The sequence below is a fragment of the Spirillospora sp. CA-142024 genome, from assembly GCF_050942325.1.
GTDB lineage: Bacteria > Actinomycetota > Actinomycetes > Streptosporangiales > Streptosporangiaceae > Spirillospora.
In genome coordinates this window covers 1,580,237-1,596,661 of the sequence record NZ_CP192077.1, presented here as the reverse complement: position 1 = coordinate 1,596,661, position 16,425 = coordinate 1,580,237, and the positions used below count along the sequence as shown (strand labels likewise).

At 71.0% G+C, this 16,425-nt stretch carries 18 protein-coding genes; 12 read left to right on the top strand and 6 right to left on the bottom strand.

Features of this window, described 5'->3' with window-relative positions; genetic code table 11:
* Positions 1-17: 17 nt before the first annotated feature.
* Genes ACQPZP_RS07820 through ACQPZP_RS07810 form a run of 3 tightly spaced genes read left to right on the top strand, consistent with a single transcriptional unit; the run spans position 18 to position 1,384 of the window.
* A complete protein-coding gene (locus ACQPZP_RS07820; protein WP_433476962.1) occupies positions 18-464 on the top strand; it encodes a roadblock/LC7 domain-containing protein in 447 nt (148 codons plus the stop codon).
* Positions 451-816: a DUF742 domain-containing protein gene (locus tag ACQPZP_RS07815; RefSeq protein WP_433476961.1), complete on the top strand. Its 366-nt coding sequence runs from the start codon at positions 451-453 to the stop codon at positions 814-816. The genes ACQPZP_RS07820 and ACQPZP_RS07815 overlap by 14 nt, the downstream gene beginning before the upstream one ends.
* On the top strand, positions 797-1,384 hold the full coding sequence (locus tag ACQPZP_RS07810) for a GTP-binding protein (protein ID WP_433476960.1): 588 nt from the start codon (positions 797-799) through the stop codon (positions 1,382-1,384). The genes ACQPZP_RS07815 and ACQPZP_RS07810 overlap by 20 nt, the downstream gene beginning before the upstream one ends.
* Here ACQPZP_RS07810 and ACQPZP_RS07805 read toward each other — a convergent pair.
* Complete coding sequence (locus ACQPZP_RS07805) at positions 1,306-3,807, bottom strand: ATP-binding protein (protein ID WP_433476959.1); 2,502 nt, start codon at positions 3,805-3,807, stop codon at positions 1,306-1,308. The two genes, ACQPZP_RS07810 and ACQPZP_RS07805, sit on opposite strands and share 79 nt — an antisense overlap.
* A 243-nt stretch (positions 3,808-4,050) precedes the next feature.
* Here ACQPZP_RS07805 and ACQPZP_RS07800 point away from each other — a divergent pair, with 243 nt between their 5' ends.
* From ACQPZP_RS07800 to ACQPZP_RS07790, 3 genes are read left to right on the top strand one after another with little or no spacing between them, the layout of a single operon-like run.
* Positions 4,051-4,905: an SAM-dependent methyltransferase gene (locus ACQPZP_RS07800; RefSeq protein ID WP_433476958.1), complete on the top strand. Its 855-nt coding sequence runs from the start codon at positions 4,051-4,053 to the stop codon at positions 4,903-4,905.
* 41 nt (positions 4,906-4,946) lie between these two features.
* Positions 4,947-6,341 (top strand): FAD-dependent oxidoreductase, encoded by a 1,395-nt coding sequence (locus ACQPZP_RS07795; RefSeq protein ID WP_433476957.1) that lies wholly within the window; start codon positions 4,947-4,949, stop codon positions 6,339-6,341.
* Positions 6,342-6,373: 32 nt separating this feature from the next.
* The gene (locus ACQPZP_RS07790; RefSeq protein WP_433476956.1) at positions 6,374-7,603 is read left to right on the top strand and encodes a cytochrome P450; all 1,230 of its coding nucleotides are present in this window, start codon (positions 6,374-6,376) and stop codon (positions 7,601-7,603) included.
* A gap of 42 nt (positions 7,604-7,645) precedes the next feature.
* On the opposite strand, the gene ACQPZP_RS07785 is transcribed toward ACQPZP_RS07790, so the two are convergent.
* Positions 7,646-8,476 (bottom strand): maleylpyruvate isomerase family mycothiol-dependent enzyme, encoded by an 831-nt coding sequence (locus ACQPZP_RS07785; protein ID WP_433476955.1) that lies wholly within the window; start codon positions 8,474-8,476, stop codon positions 7,646-7,648.
* 106 nt (positions 8,477-8,582) lie between these two features.
* Between ACQPZP_RS07785 and ACQPZP_RS07780 the strand changes: the two genes are divergently transcribed.
* Both ACQPZP_RS07780 and ACQPZP_RS07775 read left to right on the top strand, forming a co-directional pair.
* Complete coding sequence (locus ACQPZP_RS07780) at positions 8,583-8,816, top strand: hypothetical protein (protein WP_433476954.1); 234 nt, start codon at positions 8,583-8,585, stop codon at positions 8,814-8,816.
* Between the two features lie 164 nt (positions 8,817-8,980).
* Positions 8,981-11,179, top strand: a complete 2,199-nt coding sequence (locus tag ACQPZP_RS07775) for a WD40 repeat domain-containing protein (protein WP_433476953.1) — start codon at positions 8,981-8,983, stop codon at positions 11,177-11,179.
* On the opposite strand, the gene ACQPZP_RS07770 is transcribed toward ACQPZP_RS07775, so the two are convergent.
* Complete coding sequence (locus ACQPZP_RS07770) at positions 11,166-11,297, bottom strand: hypothetical protein (RefSeq protein WP_433476952.1); 132 nt, start codon at positions 11,295-11,297, stop codon at positions 11,166-11,168. The genes ACQPZP_RS07775 and ACQPZP_RS07770 overlap by 14 nt on opposite strands.
* 137 nt (positions 11,298-11,434) lie before the next feature.
* Between ACQPZP_RS07770 and ACQPZP_RS07765 the strand changes: the two genes are divergently transcribed.
* From ACQPZP_RS07765 to ACQPZP_RS07750, 4 genes are all read left to right on the top strand, one after another.
* Positions 11,435-11,713, top strand: a complete 279-nt coding sequence (locus ACQPZP_RS07765) for a hypothetical protein (protein ID WP_433476951.1) — start codon at positions 11,435-11,437, stop codon at positions 11,711-11,713.
* An 89-nt stretch (positions 11,714-11,802) separates the two neighbouring features.
* Entirely contained in the window at positions 11,803-12,150 is a 348-nt protein-coding gene (locus ACQPZP_RS07760; RefSeq protein ID WP_433476950.1) for a VOC family protein, read from the top strand.
* A gap of 208 nt (positions 12,151-12,358) precedes the next feature.
* Positions 12,359-12,880: a hypothetical protein gene (locus ACQPZP_RS07755; protein WP_433476949.1), complete on the top strand. Its 522-nt coding sequence runs from the start codon at positions 12,359-12,361 to the stop codon at positions 12,878-12,880.
* A gap of 8 nt (positions 12,881-12,888) precedes the next feature.
* Positions 12,889-13,467 (top strand): TetR/AcrR family transcriptional regulator, encoded by a 579-nt coding sequence (locus tag ACQPZP_RS07750; protein ID WP_433476948.1) that lies wholly within the window; start codon positions 12,889-12,891, stop codon positions 13,465-13,467.
* A gap of 16 nt (positions 13,468-13,483) precedes the next feature.
* Here ACQPZP_RS07750 and ACQPZP_RS07745 read toward each other — a convergent pair whose 3' ends face one another.
* The 3 genes from ACQPZP_RS07745 to ACQPZP_RS07735 form a co-directional block, all read right to left on the bottom strand.
* Positions 13,484-14,044 carry a NuoB/complex I 20 kDa subunit family protein gene (locus ACQPZP_RS07745; protein ID WP_433476947.1) on the bottom strand — a complete coding sequence of 187 codons (561 nt, stop codon included), beginning with the start codon at positions 14,042-14,044 and terminating at the stop codon, positions 13,484-13,486.
* Between the two features lie 113 nt (positions 14,045-14,157).
* Positions 14,158-14,652, bottom strand: coding sequence for a MarR family winged helix-turn-helix transcriptional regulator (locus ACQPZP_RS07740; protein ID WP_433476946.1), 495 nt, complete (start codon positions 14,650-14,652; stop codon positions 14,158-14,160).
* Positions 14,653-14,683: 31 nt separating this feature from the next.
* Positions 14,684-16,129: a M1 family metallopeptidase gene (locus ACQPZP_RS07735; protein ID WP_433476945.1), complete on the bottom strand. Its 1,446-nt coding sequence runs from the start codon at positions 16,127-16,129 to the stop codon at positions 14,684-14,686.
* Between the last annotated feature and the right edge of the window lie 296 nt (positions 16,130-16,425).

The window sequence follows — 16,425 nt, the reverse complement described above, 5'->3', positions numbered from 1 at the left end:
TCGGTTAGGAGCATCCTTTGAACGCCGTTTCTCCCAACCAGGCCTCAGATCTCGCCTGGCTGCTGCAAGGTCTGTCCCAGGAGGTCCCCCTCATCAGGGGAAGCGTGCTGTTGTCCTCCGACGGGATCACGAAGGCCGCCTACGGCCTTGACCGCGCCAACTCGGAATATCTCGCCGCACTCGCCTCCGGGCTCTTCTCCATGGCGCGGTCCGCCGGCACGAAACTCGACGGGGGCAACAAGGTCCGCCAGGTCGTGGCCGAACTGGAGTCCAGTCAGCTGTTCATCTCCTGGGCCGGCTTCAACTCGGTTCTCGCCGTCCTGGCCAGGGCCGAGGCCGACCCGGCCATCGTCGGAATGGAGATGGCCCGGTTGATCAAGGCGGTCCAGCCCTTCCTGGAAACGGCGGTGCGCCCGTCGTTCTCCGCCCCAGGCAACGAAAGCCGTCGAAATGGCAGCCGGTGACGAGGAAATCTGGCTCGACGACGACGCCGGCCCGCTGATCCGTCCGTACACGGTCAACGAGGGCCGCACTCATGCAACCGTGCGCCTGGACATGCTCTCCCTGGTGGTCGCCACCGGCGACCCCACCCCGGAGATGGACCCGGAGCACGTCAGGGTGCTGGAACTCTGCCATACCCCGATATCCGTCACCGAAGTGGCCGCGCACATACGCCTCCCCCTGGCCGTCACCAAGGTTCTCATCGCGGATCTCCTTGACCGCGGGGCCATGGCGACCCGGGTCTCGTCCCCACTGTCCGGCGCCGAAGACCGTGCCCTACTGGAGGCATTGCTCGATGGTCTACAACGACTCTGAGATATCTTCCACCCCGGTCAAGATTCTGATCGCGGGCGGTTTCGGTGCCGGAAAGACCACCTTCGTCGGTGCGGCGAGCGAGATCGACCCGCTTGACACGGAAGAGGTCATCACCACGGCCAGTGTGGGGATCGACGATCTCGGCGGGACGGCGGACAAGTCCACGACCACCGTGGCCTTCGACTTCGGCCGGATAACCCTTCCCCAGCAGAACATCGTGCTCTACCTGTTCGGCACACCCGGACAGGAACGCTTCTGGTTCATGTGGGACGAACTGTCCGCCGGAGCACTGGGCGCCATCGTCGTGGCCGACGCGGGACGCCTGGCCGACAGTTTCTCGGTCCTCGACTTCTTCGAGAGCCGGGGTATTTACTTTCTGGTCGCAGTGAACGAGTTCGACGGCGGGTTTCGCTATGCGCCAGAGGAGGTGCGTGTCGCTCTAGGGCTCGACCAGCGTGTACCGATCGTGTCGTGCGACGCACGAGACACTCATTCCGCAAGAGGGGTGCTTCGGTCTCTGGTCCAGTACCTTCTCCTCTCCGCTCGATCATCTTCCGCCGTCCCGTAGGACGAGGCGGCCGTTGTCGTGCCGTTCTGCTCGGCCACCCATGCCGCGATCTCGGCCCGGCTGGTGAACCCCAGTTTGCGGAGGGCCGCGCTCACGTGCGACTGGACGGTACGGGGACTGAGGAACAACACCGAGGCGATCTGCTTGTCCGTCTTCCCTTGGGCGATCAGCTCGGCCACGGCGTGCTGCTTGTCGGTGAGCAGCCGGTTCACCGGCCGTGGCCGGGCGGGAACGTCGGCCCGCGGACTGGACGACTGGCTCAGCGCCAGGTCGATCGCGGCGTCGAGTTCCATCTCCGCGCCGTAGCTCTCGGTCACGTCGTACGCGTCACCGAGGGCCGACCGCGCCTGTTCGGCGCAGGCCGCATGGGCCTCCGCCCAGGGACGCAGCCGGTGGATGGCCACGCCGAGGGCCCGCTGCATGTTCCGCGCGGCGCCGAGGAGCAGGGCGGCCTCCTCGTGATGACCGCGGGCCACCGCGCACCACGCGAGCGACTCCACGCACCAGACCGACCCCCACCGTTCGCCGATGTCCCACTGGGCGCGCAGCGCGGACCGGAACATCGTGACGGCGTACGCGGGGTCGCCGTGCCGGAGCTCGGCCACGGCACGGGCCCATTGGGCCCAAGCGGCGGCCCAGCCCGCGCCGTGGGAGCCGGCGTCGGCGAGGTGCCGGTCGGTGATGGCGAGGGCGTCCCGCGCGGGCGCGGTGAACGCGGCGGCGATGGCGTGGAGCATCTCGGCCATCGGCAGCACACGTGTGTCGTTCATCGCGGCCAGCTCGTCGCGTACGGCGGCCCACAGCGCGAGCGCATCGGGGTCGCCGTGGACGAACAGGGCCGTCGTGGCGGTGAAGAAGCGGTGAACGGCCAGCGCGAACGCCGCCTCGCCGTCTCCGGACACCGCCGGCGCCAGGTCGCGACAGCGGCGCGCCAAGATCTCGGCGTTGACCTCGTCGCCCAGGCACAGCGCGATCCAGCCCGCCTGCGCGAGCACCGTCAGCCGGAGCGGTGCGGCCGCCGGGTCGCCGGCCAGGGCCTCCTCGGCCCGCAGCAGGGTCCGCATGCCCTCGCCCAGCGTCCCGCCGAAGAACCACAGCCGCATGGCGGTCAGCGCGGAGGCGAGCCGGGCGCCGTCCTCCGCGTCCTCCGGCGTCGACGCGGTGGCGCACCGGTCCAGGACGGCCCGGTGATTCGGCAGGTCCTGGCATGCCTCCCACAGGTACCGGGTCTCGTCCGGCCCGTACCAGTGCCGGCTGCACCATTCGGCGCGGTCGAGAAGGTACGCGCTGAGCCGGCGGTGCGCGGCCGTCTCGTCGCCCGACGGCGGCGTGCGCCCGTGCCCCTCCGGTGCCGGCCGGTCTCCGGCGCGCGAGCCGAGGCGGGCCAGCCCGTACTCCCGCACGGTCGCGAGCATGGTGTACCGCGTCGGAATGGAATCGGTGTCGGGGACGACGATGCTCTTGGCGGCCAGCTCGCCGAGGAGCATCGGCACCTGGCCGGCGTCGAGCTCGCCGTCCGCGGCGACGGCCGCGGCCGCGTCCATCGTGAAGCCGCCCGCGAACACCGCCAGCCGGGCCCACAGCAGCCGCTCGGCCGGCGAGCACAGCCGGTGGCTCCACTCGAAGCTGTCCCAGAGGGTCCGGTGACGGGCCGGGGCGTGCACGTCCTCCGTGAGCGTCCGCAGCCGGAAGTCCGACAGCATCGACACGATCTCCGCGACCGACATCACGCGTACGAGCGGCGCCGCGAGTTCGATGGCGAGCGGGATGCCGTCCAGCATCCCGACCAGGCGCGCGGCGTCGGCCGCGTTCTGCGGCGTGATCGCGAAGTCCGCGCGCGCGGCGGAGGCGCGCGCCGCGAACAGCCGTACGGCCTCGTACTCGGTCACGACGGCGCGTTCGGGCGCGGCCGGGACGCTCAGCGGCGGAACGTCGATCAGATGTTCACCCGCACAGCGCAACGGCACCCTGCTGGTCGCGATGATCCGCAGTTCGGGGCAGCCGCGCAGGAGACGGACCACCAGGGGAGCCAGCGTCCGGACGAGGTGCTCGCAGTTGTCGAGCACGAGCAGGGCCGCCCGGCCGCTCAGCGCCGCGACCAGGACGTCGCCGGACTCCCGCGCCGACAGGTCGTCGATGGGCAGCGCGTCCAGGATGACCCGCCCGGCCGAGGCCGGGTCGGTGTGGGAGGCGAGGTCGACCCACCACACTCCGTCGGGATGGGCGCGGCGTGCCTCGCTCGCCAGCCGCATCGCGAGCCGGGTCTTGCCCGTTCCGCCGGCGCCGGTCAGTGACAGCAGCCGTACACCCGGGTCGGCCAGCCGCGCTTTCGCCGAGGTGAGCAGCTCCCGGCGGCCGATGAAACCGTTGAGCTCGGCCGGAACGTAGCCGCCGCGCCAGCCGTCCGCCATGCGTTCCGTCACCCGCTCCGCCTGTCCTCGCCCCCCGCCGCGGAAGCGGGGATGCCGAACGATCCGAGATCGTAGTGAATCCGGTGCCGTCCGGTGGCGGAGTCGGCCCCGTAGGGGTGATTCCGTACCGGGCTCCGTAAGTCTACGGATGAGCCGGGGAACCCTGCGGCCCCACCATTTCCGTATGCATGAGGCACCGGCGGGGCCCCGAGAATCCGCCGCCCGCGGAGCCGAGCCGGATCACGGTGGCGGTCGATGAGCGAGGCACCGCTGCGGCGCGACGGCGAGCCGATCCGCGATCCCGGGCCCACGATGACGTTGGCGGCCCCGTCCATCGCCCGCGTCGTCGACTGCCTGCTGGGCGGCAAGGACAACTTCCGGGCGGACCGCGAACGGGCGAGAGAGGCGGTCGCCGCCGATCCCCTGATCCAGCAGGTCGTCGTCGAGAACCGCCGGTTCTCCCGCAGAGCCGTCCGGTACCTGGTCCGTGAGTGCGGCGTCACGCAGTTCGTCGACATCGGGACCGGCCTGCCGGCCGCCGAGAACGCCCATGACATCGCCCAGGGCCACGACGCGAGCGCCCGGGTGCTCTATGTGGACAACGATCCGATCGTCGTGGCCCACGGTCAGGCGCTGCTCGCCGAGAACGACCGCATCGGGGTCGTCCACGCCGACCTGCGCGACCCCGGCGCGATCCTGGGCCACCCGGAGTTCACCCGGCTCATCGACCTGGACGAACCGGTCGCGGTACTGCTCACCCCGGTCCTGCAGTTCCTGTCCGACGCCGACCGCCCGGAGGAGGTCATGCGGAGGATCCGCGACGCGCTCCCTCCGGGCGGTCACCTCGTGCTCTCCCACGCATGCCCGGAGGCGCGCCCCCGGCAGGTCGAGGGCGTCATGGACGTCTACCGGTCCGTCGTGCCCTCGGCCACGGCGCGCGAACGCGAGCGCATCGCGGGCTTCTTCGGCGACTTCACCTTCGCCGAGCCGGGTCTGACCTGGGTGTCGTCCTGGCGGCCGGACGTCGCGGTGCCGCCCCGGGTGGCCGAACGCGTCTGGCAACTCGGCGGCGTCGCCCGAAAGCCGGACCCGGCCGCCGTCCCAGCCTGACATCCACCACGACGAGCCGAAGCATTGGAGAACGAACGCACATGAGCAGGAGACCGGTCCGCCGTTTCCGTGAACTCGGAGTCGCGTGGCCGCCGGTCGGCACGAGGATCGTGATGCGGCGTGCCGTCGTGCTGGGCGGCAGCATCGCCGGCCTGCTCGCGGCCCGGGTCCTCAGTGACCACGCCGACGAGGTGATCGTCCTGGAACGCGATGACCCGGACGCGCATGGGGCCAGGCCGGGAGTGCCGCAGGGCGCGCAGGTGCACGTCCTGCTGCACGGCGGGAGGGTCCAGCTCGACCGCTGGTTCCCCGGGTTCTCCGAAGGCCTGCTCGCCGACGGTGCGGTGCTGTCGAAGGACGACGCCATCCACATGTACGTCGACGGCACCCTCAAGGTGCCGGTCGCCGACGAGATCGTCAGCGCCAGCCGGCCGTTCCTGGAGAGCAGGGTACGGGCCAGGACGCTCGCCCTCCGCAACGTCCGGCTGATCCGGGCCCGGGCCCGCGGCCTGACGTTCGCGACGGACCGGGTCACCGGCGTGCGGTACACCGCCGAGGGCGATCCGGCCGACGCGATCGCCGAGTTGCCCGCCGAACTCGTCGTCGACGCGATGGGCCGGTCGAGCCGGCTCGGCGACTGGCTCGAAGAGGCCGGCCGGCCCCGGCCGCCGATGCGGCGGGTCGGCATCGACCTCGGCTACGCCACCGCGAGCTTCCGGCGCGACGGCGCCCCGCTCGGCGTCTCCACCGTCCAGTCGGTCGTCCAGCCGGGCGCGGGACGCCGCCCGGGGGTCTGCGTGCTGACCGCGGTCGAGGACGGCCGCTGGTCCATCCTGCTGTCCGGATTCGCCGACGACCGGCCGACGCGGGACCCGGAGGAGTTCCGCGCGCGCTGCCGGCGGCTCCCGCCCTTCTTCGGGTGGGTCGCCGAGGGGTCCCCGATGATCGGACCGGTCGTGACCTACCGGCAGGCCGACTCCCGGCGGCGTGACTTCCACGCGGTGCGGCGGCTGCCGGCCGGTCTCGTCGCGGTGGGCGACGCGGTCGCCTCGTTCAATCCCGTGTACGGCCAGGGCATGTCGTCGGCCGCGCTCCACGCCTCCTGCCTGTCGGCCTACCTGCGGTCGGCGCCGTCGCTCGCCGAGCCGGCGCGCGACTACTTCGCCCGCGTGCGGCTGGTCGTCGACGCCGCCTGGCAGACGTCGACGACCAACGACCTCGCGCTGCCGCACGTCACCGGCCCCTATCCGCGCGGCTTCCGGGTCGCGCACCGCATCAGCGACCTGATCCTGCGGGCCTCGGTGACCGACGCGGAGATCAACCACCGCTTCCTCCAGGTCACGCACATGCGCGCCCACCCGAACACCCTGATCCGGCCCGGTCTCCTGCTTCGCGCCATGCGCGCCGACCGGGGGCGCACGGCCGAGCATCCCTGAGCACGCCGATCCGACCACCCGAAGGAACCACCATGGACACCGTCCCAGGCGGAGCCGGACACCTTCCGCCGTACCCCGAGCGTGTGCGTCTGTACGACCAGGCGTTCGCCGCGGACCCCGCGCGGACGTACGCGCGGCTGCGGGAGTACGGCGAGGCCGTGCCGGTCGAGCTGGCCCCCGGCGTTCCGGCGACCCTCATCGTCGGTTACGAGGCCGCGCTCCAGGTGCTGCGCGATCCGATGACCTTCCCCAAGGACCCGCGGGAGTGGCAGCAGGACGTCCCGCATGACTGCCCGGTGCTGCCGCTGATGATGTACCGGCCGAACTGCATGTACACCGACGATCCGCTGCACACGCGGCTGCGGCGGGCGGTCACGCACGCGCTGGACCACATCGACTCGTCCTCGCTGCGCGAGCAGGTGGGCGACATCGCCGAGGAGCTCATCGCCGGATTCAGCGCCGCGGGCGAGGCCGACCTGCTCGCCGACTTCGCGCGGCCGCTGCCGCTGCTGCTGTTCACCCGGCTCCTCGGCTGCCCGCCCGCCCTCAGCGAGCGGCTGGCCCGCGGGTTCAAGGGCATCTTCGACGGTGTCGACGCCGAGAAGGCGAACGCCGAGCTCACCCAGGGCGTCGCCGAGCTGATCGCGTTGAAACGACGCCTGCCGGGGCAGGACCTGACCTCCCGGATGCTGGCCGATCCGGTCGGGCTGTCGGACGAGGAGGCGCTGCACCAGGTGCTCCTCCTCATGGGCGCCGGGGCCGAACCGGAGCAGAACCTCATCGCCAACGGAGTCCACCTGCTGCTGACCAGCGAGAAGATGGCCGACGACGTCTGGGGCGGCAACCTGCTCATCGAGGACGCGCTGGACGAACTGCTGTGGACCGACCCGCCCATCGCGAACTTCGGCTTCACCTATCCCCGACGGGATGTGGAGTTCCGCGGGACGGTCCTGCCGGCGCACCAGCCGGTGGTGATCGGCTTCTCCGCCGCCAACACCGACCCGCACTCCATGGCGGACGCGCGGGTGGGCAACCGGGCCCACCTCGCCTGGGGCGCCGGCTCGCACCTGTGCCCCGCGAAGCGGCCCGCGCTCCTCATCGCGACGGCCGCCATCGAAAAGCTCCTCGACGGACTGCCCGGCCTGACGCCGGCGTTCCCGGGCGGCGAGGCGACCTGGCGGCCCGGCCCGTTCCACCGCGCCCTGACGGCGCTGCCCGTCCGCTTCACCCCGACCGCGGCCGGTCCTCGCCGCCATCGTTGACGCGATCGGCCTTTGTCCCAGGGTCGGGCGTGCGGTGCCGGGCTAGGCGACGACCGCGAGCAGGGCCGTGATGGCGCCGGTGAGCTCCGGGTCACCGGCGGCCGTCGAGCGCTTGCGGGCCTGCTCCACGGTGATCCCTCTGGTCGCGAGCCGCCAGAAGGTGTCCTGGTCCATCGAGACGCGGGCGGTCGGCTCCCCTTGGGGCTCGGCCATCCGCCATCGTCCGTCCTGCCGGATCGCGGCCCATCGTCCGCCCGCCGGGCCCAGCACCTCCAGGTGAGCCGTGCTCCCCTCCGGCCGGTCGTGGGTCCGCAAGGCGTGCGGCAGGGCGCGTGCGAAGAGGTCCAGCACCGGAGCCATGAGATCGGGCTCGGTGGCGCCTGAGACGGCGACGGCGTCGCGCACCTGCTGCTGGTGGACCCAGAACTCGGTGTAGTCGCGGCCGATGTCGGGCCAGGCGGGGCTGTCGAGGTCGGTCGCGGCCCAGGAGACGTTCAGGTCGGCGGGGGCCTGGAGGTCTCGTCCCGCCCACACGGCGTCCAGCCGCGGTCCCAGGTGATCCAGCAGTTCGATCATCAGTTGCGGGCTGAGCTGCCGGGACGCCCGCACGAACTCCTCGTTGGTGCGGGCCAGGTATGCGGGAAGCGTCTCATCGTCGGCGAACACCGCGCCGCCGTGCCCGTCGCGGCTGCCCGACAGGCGCCGCATGTAGTCGTTGAGGACGTGGCCGACGACATCGTGCACGTCCCATCCGGGGCACACCGTCGGCGCGGCCCAGTCTGCGGGATCCAGGGCTCCGAGCAGTTCGAGCATCGCGCGCCGTTCACGCGGGAACAGCGGACGAACGTCGAGCGCCGGGCCGAAGATCATCATGGCGCGACCCTACCGACGCGCCTTTCCATGTGGCGAACGGGTTCGGGCATGGCGGCCGACGTGCCGGGTAGGGGACGGCCGACACCATGGAGGGGAGGCGAAACACGTGAGCGCAACGCAGGAGACCGGCGGCATCACCGGCACGATGGACAAGGACTACAACCTCGTCTGGTTCGTCGAGCAGTGCCTGAGCAACGCGCTGCGGATGGAGACCTTCATCGCCGACGCCGAGCGCGCCGGTGACACCGAACTGGCCGATCTGTTCCGCCGTGCCCAGGCCGAGAGCCGCAAGGGCGCCGAGCAGGGCAAGGACTACCTGCGGCGGCGGATGGCCGGCTGAGCGACCACCGGAGCCGCGCCCACTGATCGGCGGGAGACGACCGGCGCACGGGCGCGGTCTCCGGCATCGGGGCCGTGATCGCCGTGGCGACCGCGGCCCCGCGCAACGGTGAAGATCGATCATGCGTCCGCGTTGTGACGGTGCCTGCCACTAGGTTGCCGATCATGATGGACGACAACGACGCCGTTTCCGTCGACGCCATGATCAACGGGGACCGCCCGAAGGTTCTCGAGGCGCTGGACCGAGCACCGGGCACGATGGCGGCGATCCACCGGATATCGCATCACGTGCACCGCGACATGGGCCCGTGGGAGCGGCGGCAGATCCTCGCGCTGGACGCGGCGCGGTTCGGAGACCGGGCGTTGTCCGCCCAGATCATCGCGACGCCCGTACCGGACGAGCCGGACGCCGAGTGGACGGTGGACTGGGCGACGGGAGCCCTCGTCGAGCCCCGCTTGCGCGTGACGATCGATACCGGTCCGAATTCGGTCGGGGCGGTCGCTCCGGTCGTGATCGGCGGACGGCCGCACGTCGTCAGCGGTGGCGACTGCGAGGACGGCGGCCGCGGAACGGCCCGGCTGTGGGACGCGGTCAGCGGGGAGCCGGTCGGCGAGCCGATGGAATGCGGCGACGAAACATGGGTGCGCGCCGTGACGACCCTGGAGATCGACGGCCGCCCGCACGCGATCACCGCCGGCACCGACGAGAACCTGCGGGTGTGGGACCTGACCACCTGCCGACAGGTGCGGACGTACACGGCGAGATTCAACTGGAACACCTCTCTGGCCGCCGTGGCGGCCGGTGGGCACGTGTACGCCGTCGCCAGCTACAGCGACGACGGCTCCACCGACGGAATGGTCGAGGGCTGGGATCTCACCACCGGCTCGGCGCTGTACTGCCCCGATGACGAAGGGCTCGCCGCGCTGGCCGCCGTGGTCATCGACGGCCGGGCGCGCGCGGTCGCCGGCTTCCGGGACGGGAGCGTGTGGGTGTGGGACATGGCCACCGGCGATCTGGCCCGTCCGAGCCCGCGCGGGCATGACGCGGCGGTGAACACGGTGACCACCGTCGTCCTCGGCGAGCGTCCCCACGCCGTCACCACCGCCACCGACGGAACGGTGTTCCTGTGGGATCTGACCACCGGCGAACGGGTCGGCGCACCGCTGGTCAGCCGGCCCGAACCGGTGCTGGACGTGTCCGTCGTCGAGATCGACGGGCGGGACCACGCCGTCGTCCTGGACCGCGACGGGATGCTCGCCGTCCTGGACTTCGACACCCGTGACGAGGTGATCGAGAAGCTGTCGGTCGGCAATGCCGGCTGCGTGAGCGGCACCGTCGTCGATGGCCGTCCGCACGCGATCACCGGGCATCCGGACGGGACCGTCCGCGTGTGGGAGCTGAGGCCGCTCCCGCCGGAGAGCCGCCCGGTGCCCGGCCACCGGAAGATGGTCGACGCGGTGCTGACGGCCGAGCTCGACGGGCGCCCGCACGCCGTCTCCGGTGACTCCGGCGGAGTCGTGCGGACCTGGGACCTGGCCACGGGCGCCCCGGGCATCGTCCTGGAGACCGGTGGGCTCGGTGCCGAGATCGCACATTCCACGATCGGCTTCGGCGGCCGGGAGCACCTCGTCACAGGCAGGGGCCGCGGCGCCGAGGCCGGGATGTGGGACCTGACCACCGGCAGGCCCGCCGGCGAGCCGTTCACCGTCGGCAACGGGTTGGGCCCGGCCGCCACGATGATGATCGACGGCCGGCCGCACGCCGTCTTCTGCACCGACGACGGCCTGCCCGTCTGGGACCTCACCACCCGCGAGCGGGTCGGCACGCCGATGGACGGCGACGAGTACTGGGACATCGCCGCACCGGTGGAGATCAACGGGCGGCCGCACCTGGTCGTCGCCGCGCTGGGCGGCACGCTGTACCTGTGGGACCTCACCACCGGCCGGCCGGTGGGCGGGCCTCTGACCGGCCACGACCAGTCCGTCTACGCCATCGCCACGACGACGGTGGACGGGCGGCCGCACGCCGTCACCGCCGGCCCGGACCGGACCGTCCGGGTGTGGGACCTGACCGCGGGCGCCCAGGCCGGCTCGCCCATCACCGCCCACGAGTGGGGCGTGAACGCCGTGGCCGTCGGCGACATCGGCGGCCGCCGGCTCATCGTCACCGGCGGCGACGACCACACGGTCAGATTCTGGGATCTCGCCACCAGGGAGCAGGTCGGCCGAGACCTGCACTTCACGTGGAAGGTCTTCGGCGTCGCCGTCTCCTCGGACGAGCAGATCGTCGTCGGCTTCGGCCACGAGGTCGTCGCCCTGAGCACGACGGCGGCGTTCGCTCCAGATCGCTTCACCCGGCCTTGATGCCGGACGCCGCGAGGTCCGCGTCGATCATCTCGGTGAACAGCGACCCGGTAGCGGCCGCCAGCTCCCGCATCACCGAATCGGGCAGGACCGCGCCGCTATCGAAGGCCCGCCGCACGGTCCGTGCGAGCAGGTCGGCCCGCTGCTCCCAGCCGTCGGCCGTTGCGCCGTCCTCCTGGGCGCGCAGGAACCCCTCGAACGTCGCCTGGTAGGCGTAGCCGACTCGGCGACGTCCATATCGGCGCAGAGCAGGCCGTGCCCGGCCTGCAGCTCGAAGTAGCCCTGGGCCATCGTGGCGTGGCGGTCGTCCAGGTCGACGGTCAGCCTGCCGATCACCTCGGCGTCGGCGAGCAGGAAGCCGCGCAGCGCGGCCGCGCCGTGGCCGCATTCATCTTCCGCAGCCCGGAGGTGGACGGCTTCGACCACCGCGACACCGTCCAGCACAAGCGCATCCTGACCCAGGCCTATGCCGACGCCGACCCTCCCGCCTGTGGCCGGCCGCCGCGGCCGGCGGCTGGGTTCGCACCAGGCTGACCACGTCCGCAGCCTGACGTTCGGGCATCCGAGTCGGTGATATGCGTTAAGAGGTCCCTACCCATCGGCCATCGCCAGGAGGCGCTTCCATGAGCATTGGCCCGACCGCCACCGTGTCCATGGCGTTGCTGGTCCTCTACACCGATCACTTGGAGGAGTCCCGCCGGTTCTACTCCCGCCTGGGTCTGACGTTCCACAAGGAACAACACGGCAATGGGCCGGAGCACTACGCCGCCGTGCTGCCCGACGGGGTGGTGATAGAGCTCTACCCCGCCACCGAGCGACGCCCCGCCACAAGCGCCCGGCTCGGCTTCAACGTTACCGGCCACACCATGACGCCCCCCATGAAAGCCGGTCGGCACCTGCTCGACGACCCCGACGGGCGAACCGTCGAAGTTCACGCCGGGCCGGCCGGGCCGCCGGAATCCGAAGAGTGACGAAACCGCTCGGATTCGCTCTCCCGTCGTTCGTCGCCGTCTCCCTCCAGTTCGTTCCATGTGCGGTGCCGCGACTCCGCTTGCCCGGGCCCGCAGCGGTCGGACGCTTCCAGCGCCCCAGGACCTGGACGACTTCCTCGCCCACCGGGTCGAGCCCCTTTTGCTCTACGACTATGTCCTGGCCCGCGAGAGCGCACCCCACTAAGAGGTGCACGAGGTCCTCAGGATCGTCGCCGGCTTCCGCTTCCAGGCCCGCCGCGGCGTGTGGAACCGCTACTGCAACGCGCGCATGTTCGACGGCGTGACGCGGCAGGAGGCGATCGAGCTCGCCCATCGTAGCGATCTCTACGACTGGGACTACCTCAAGGTACGAGCACTCGGCGAGTCCCCCGAGGGCGCGAAGGAGCTGTTCGTGCACTTGTTCGACTCAGGCGAGTATCAGCAGGTCGAGTTCTGGGTGAGGGCCTTCACCGGAGCCTCTCCCAGCCGTCAGGTGATCATCGAGGTTCTGGGAGCCGCGGGCGACCACACCAAGGTCGAGGAGGGCGCGACGGAGATCAGCAAGCCCGGCCTGCGCTACGGCCGGCTGCTGGGGGACCGGCGCCTCCCATGTGCAACTGCGGGGAGCGGTGACCTACCTGCCCTCACCTCCGTCAACCGGAGGCGAGGGTCGGCACGTTCGCGTCAGGCCGGAGGGCGCGGGATAGGGTGCTCGCGCACGTCCACGTGAGGGGGAAAATGGCCGCCAGCTACGAGGAGACCCGGGCCCGTCTCCTGCACGCCGCGGTGGATCATGTGGCCGTCAACGGGGTCAGTGCCCTCAGCCTGCGCCGCCTCGCGACCGCCCTCGGCACCAGCCACCGCATGCTGGTGTACTACTTCGGGTCCAAAGAAGGGCTCCAGGCCGAGATCGTGCGGGAGGTCGAGGAGCGCCAGCGCGCGGTCCTCCACGAAATCGCCCTGAGCCAGGACCTTCCGGCCACTGCGCGAGAGCTGTGGAGCCGGCTCACCGATCCGGCGATGTTCCCGCACGAGCGGCTGTTCTTCGAGGTGTACGCGCAGGCGCTCCAAGGGCGCTCCTACTCCCCCGACGTCGCGGACAAGTTCGTACAGTCCTGGCTCTCCCAGCTGACCGAACTCAACATCCGGGCCGGCATGCCGCCCGAGACCGCGCGACCGACCGCCCGGCTCGGACTGGCGGTCATCCGCGGACTTCTGCTCGACCTCCTTGCGACCGGCGACTCCGAGGGCGTGACCGAGGCATTGGAAACCTTCATCGACCTCGCGGCCGGACCGGTAAGGCCGGCACGCGGGTGAGTTGGGCGGGGCGCGGTCACGGCGAAGCGGAGGCCTCCGGAAGACCCAGAAGCGGCAGGCGGCGGCGCTCGGCCTCTTCCAGTTCGGCGATCTGCTTGGCGCGCTGCGGTCCGAGCCTGGTGTTGTTGATCTTGTCGTGCAGCTTCAGGATCGCGTCCAGCAGCATCTCCGGGCGCGGCGGGCAGCCGGGCAGGTAGATGTCCACCGGGACGATGTGGTCCACGCCCTGCACGATCGCGTAGTTGTTGAACATGCCGCCGGACGAGGCGCACACGCCCATCGCGATGACCCACTTCGGCTCGGTCATCTGGTCGTAGATCTGCCGCAGCACCGGCGCCATCTTCTGGCTCACCCGGCCCGCCACGATCATCAGGTCGGCCTGCCGGGGGGTGCTGGAGGCGCGCTCCATCCCCCATCTCGACATGTCATGGCGGGGATCGCCGGTGGCCATGAGTTCCATCGCGCAGCACGCCAGGCCGAACGTCGCCGGCCACACCGAACTGCTGCGCGCCCACCCCGCGACCTGCTCGACCGTGGTCAGCAGGTAGCCGCTGGGCAGGCTCTCCTCCAAGCCCATGCATCACTCCAAGCCGCAATCGCCCGGGCACGCGGGGCACCCGGAACGAACACCATGAACCGATCTTGTACCACATGGTACAAGGCGGGCAAGTCCGGCGCGGCCCGGCCGGATCAGCTGAAACGCTGGGTGGGGCAGGAGCCGTCGGGGTCGATGGCATGGCTGATGCGCCGGCCGATCTCGGTCAGCTGCCGGATCTGGGCCCTGGTGAGGGGGTCCATGACGAGGCCGCGGACGGTCTCGACGTGGCCGGGAGCGGTGGCCGCGACCTTGTCCCAGCCGTCGTCGGTGAGGACGGCCAGGGTGTAGCGGCCGTCGGCCGGATCGGGAGTACGGCGCACCCAGCCGCGTTTCTCCAGCCGCGAGACCACGTGGGACAGCCGGGACAGCGACCCGTCGGCGAGGTCGGCGAGGTCGCCCATCCGGATCGTGCGCTCCCGGCTCATCGACAGGGCGGACAGCACCTGGTACTCGAAGTGGCTGATGCCGGCGTCTCGCTGCAACTGCCGGTCGAGGGCGGCCGGCAGCCTGATCACCACGCTGACCAGTCCCAGCCAGGCCTGCATCTCCTCGTCGGTCAGCCAGCGGGGCTCCTGGGACGCGTCCATGCCCCGACTCTAAGCCGGGTCACCCCGGCGTTCACCAGGCGGTGGGTTTGTCCGGTGTGTGGAGCCAGACCCTGAAGAACGCGCCGAGGTCCTGCCCGGAGACCTGCTCGGCCAGTGCCTCGAAGTCCTCGGTGGAGGCGTTGCCGTACTTCTTGGTCGCCACCCAGGTGCGGACCAGCCGCAGGAACCGCTCGTCACCGATCTTGTGGCGGAGCGCCTGGAGCGTCATCGCGCCGCGGAAGTACATCGCGCGGTGGAACATCTGGTCGCGGGTGGGGTCGGCGATCACGACGTCCCAGAACGGGGGCCGGTCCGGCTGGATGGGCGGCGGGTCGTCGTAGGACTGCTGGAAGGCGAGCTGCGCGGACTGGCCGCCGTGCCGCTCGGCCCAGTACCACTCGACCCACTTCGCGAAGCCCTCGTTCAGCCAGACGTCCTTCCAGCGGCGCACGGAGACGCTGTCGCCGAACCACTGGTGGCTGATCTCGTGGGCCACGCCCTTCTCGACAGGCGGGCTCTGGTAGGTCGGCCGTGTCTGGGTCTCCAGCGCGTTCTCGAGGTTCAGCGGCGGGCCGGAGTCGTTCTCGACGATGGACCCGGTGCTCGTGAACGGGTAGGCGCCGAAGTAGCCGGGCAGTTCGTCGGTCACCCGCGTGGTGTGGCGCGGAGTGTCGAGCGAGTTGGGGTCCGACGCCACCTCCGGGTCGACCGCGTCGAGCTGCGGGACGCCCGTGCCTGTCGTGGTCGTGGAGACGTTGAACCGCCCGATCGAGTTGGTCACCAGGTACGTCGCCATCGGGCGGTCCTCTCGCCACAGGAAGGTGTCCTTGCCGCCGGCGGTCCGCTGCCGGAGGAGGCGGCCGTTGGAGATCGCCTTGAGGCCGTGCGGCACGGTCGTCTCGACCGTGAACAGCGCCTTGTCGGTCGGATGGTCGTTGGCCGGGAACCAGGTGGACGCCCCGTCGGGTTCGCCCATGACCGTGGCGCCGTCCTTGGTGGCCAGGAACCCGTACGGCAGGTCGAAGACGACCGGGCCGCTCAGCGGCCGGGGCACACCGTCGTACCGGACGGTCACGCTGAACGACCTCAGCTTCCGCAGCCCTCTCCGCGGCGTGATCTCCAGTTCACGCTCGCCCGTGCGCTCGAACGAAGCCTTGTGGCCGTTCACGCGCACCGACCGGACGATCATCTTGTAGAAGTCGAGGTTGAACCGGGACAGGTTCTGGGTGGCGGTGGCCGTGATCGTCGTCGTGCCGGTGAGCCGGTCGGTGCCGGGGTCGTACGCGGTCTTCAGGTGGTACCGCTCGACGTCGTACCCGCCGTTGCCGAGGTCGGGGAAGTAGGAGTCGCCGAGGCCGGGTGAACCGGGCTCGTACCGGACGTCGGCCGCCGCCGCGGGCGCGAACAGCCCGAGCGTCGTCGCGCCTGCCGCGGCCACCGCCAGCGGAAGCCGGTGCGCGGACCTGGGAATCGCCATCGGATGCCCTCTCCGTCGATGTCGGACGATCACCTTGGGGCGATCTATACAAGATCATTACCGCGCCGGGCGGGAAATGTCGATCATGCTTCGGTCGGCGCCCGGCCGGACACCAACGCGCTGAGCTGGGCGGTTCGTGATTTTGGGGGAGTTTGCCTTCCTTTGGTGGTCCATGTAGCTTGTCGTCCCATCAAGGTGCTCGCCAGGCACTTCCGTGTTATGTGTCCCACGGGGCACGAACGCCTCATCCGGCACCGCCGGCCGTCCATGCGCACGCCACGCGTGCAGGTCTGAGC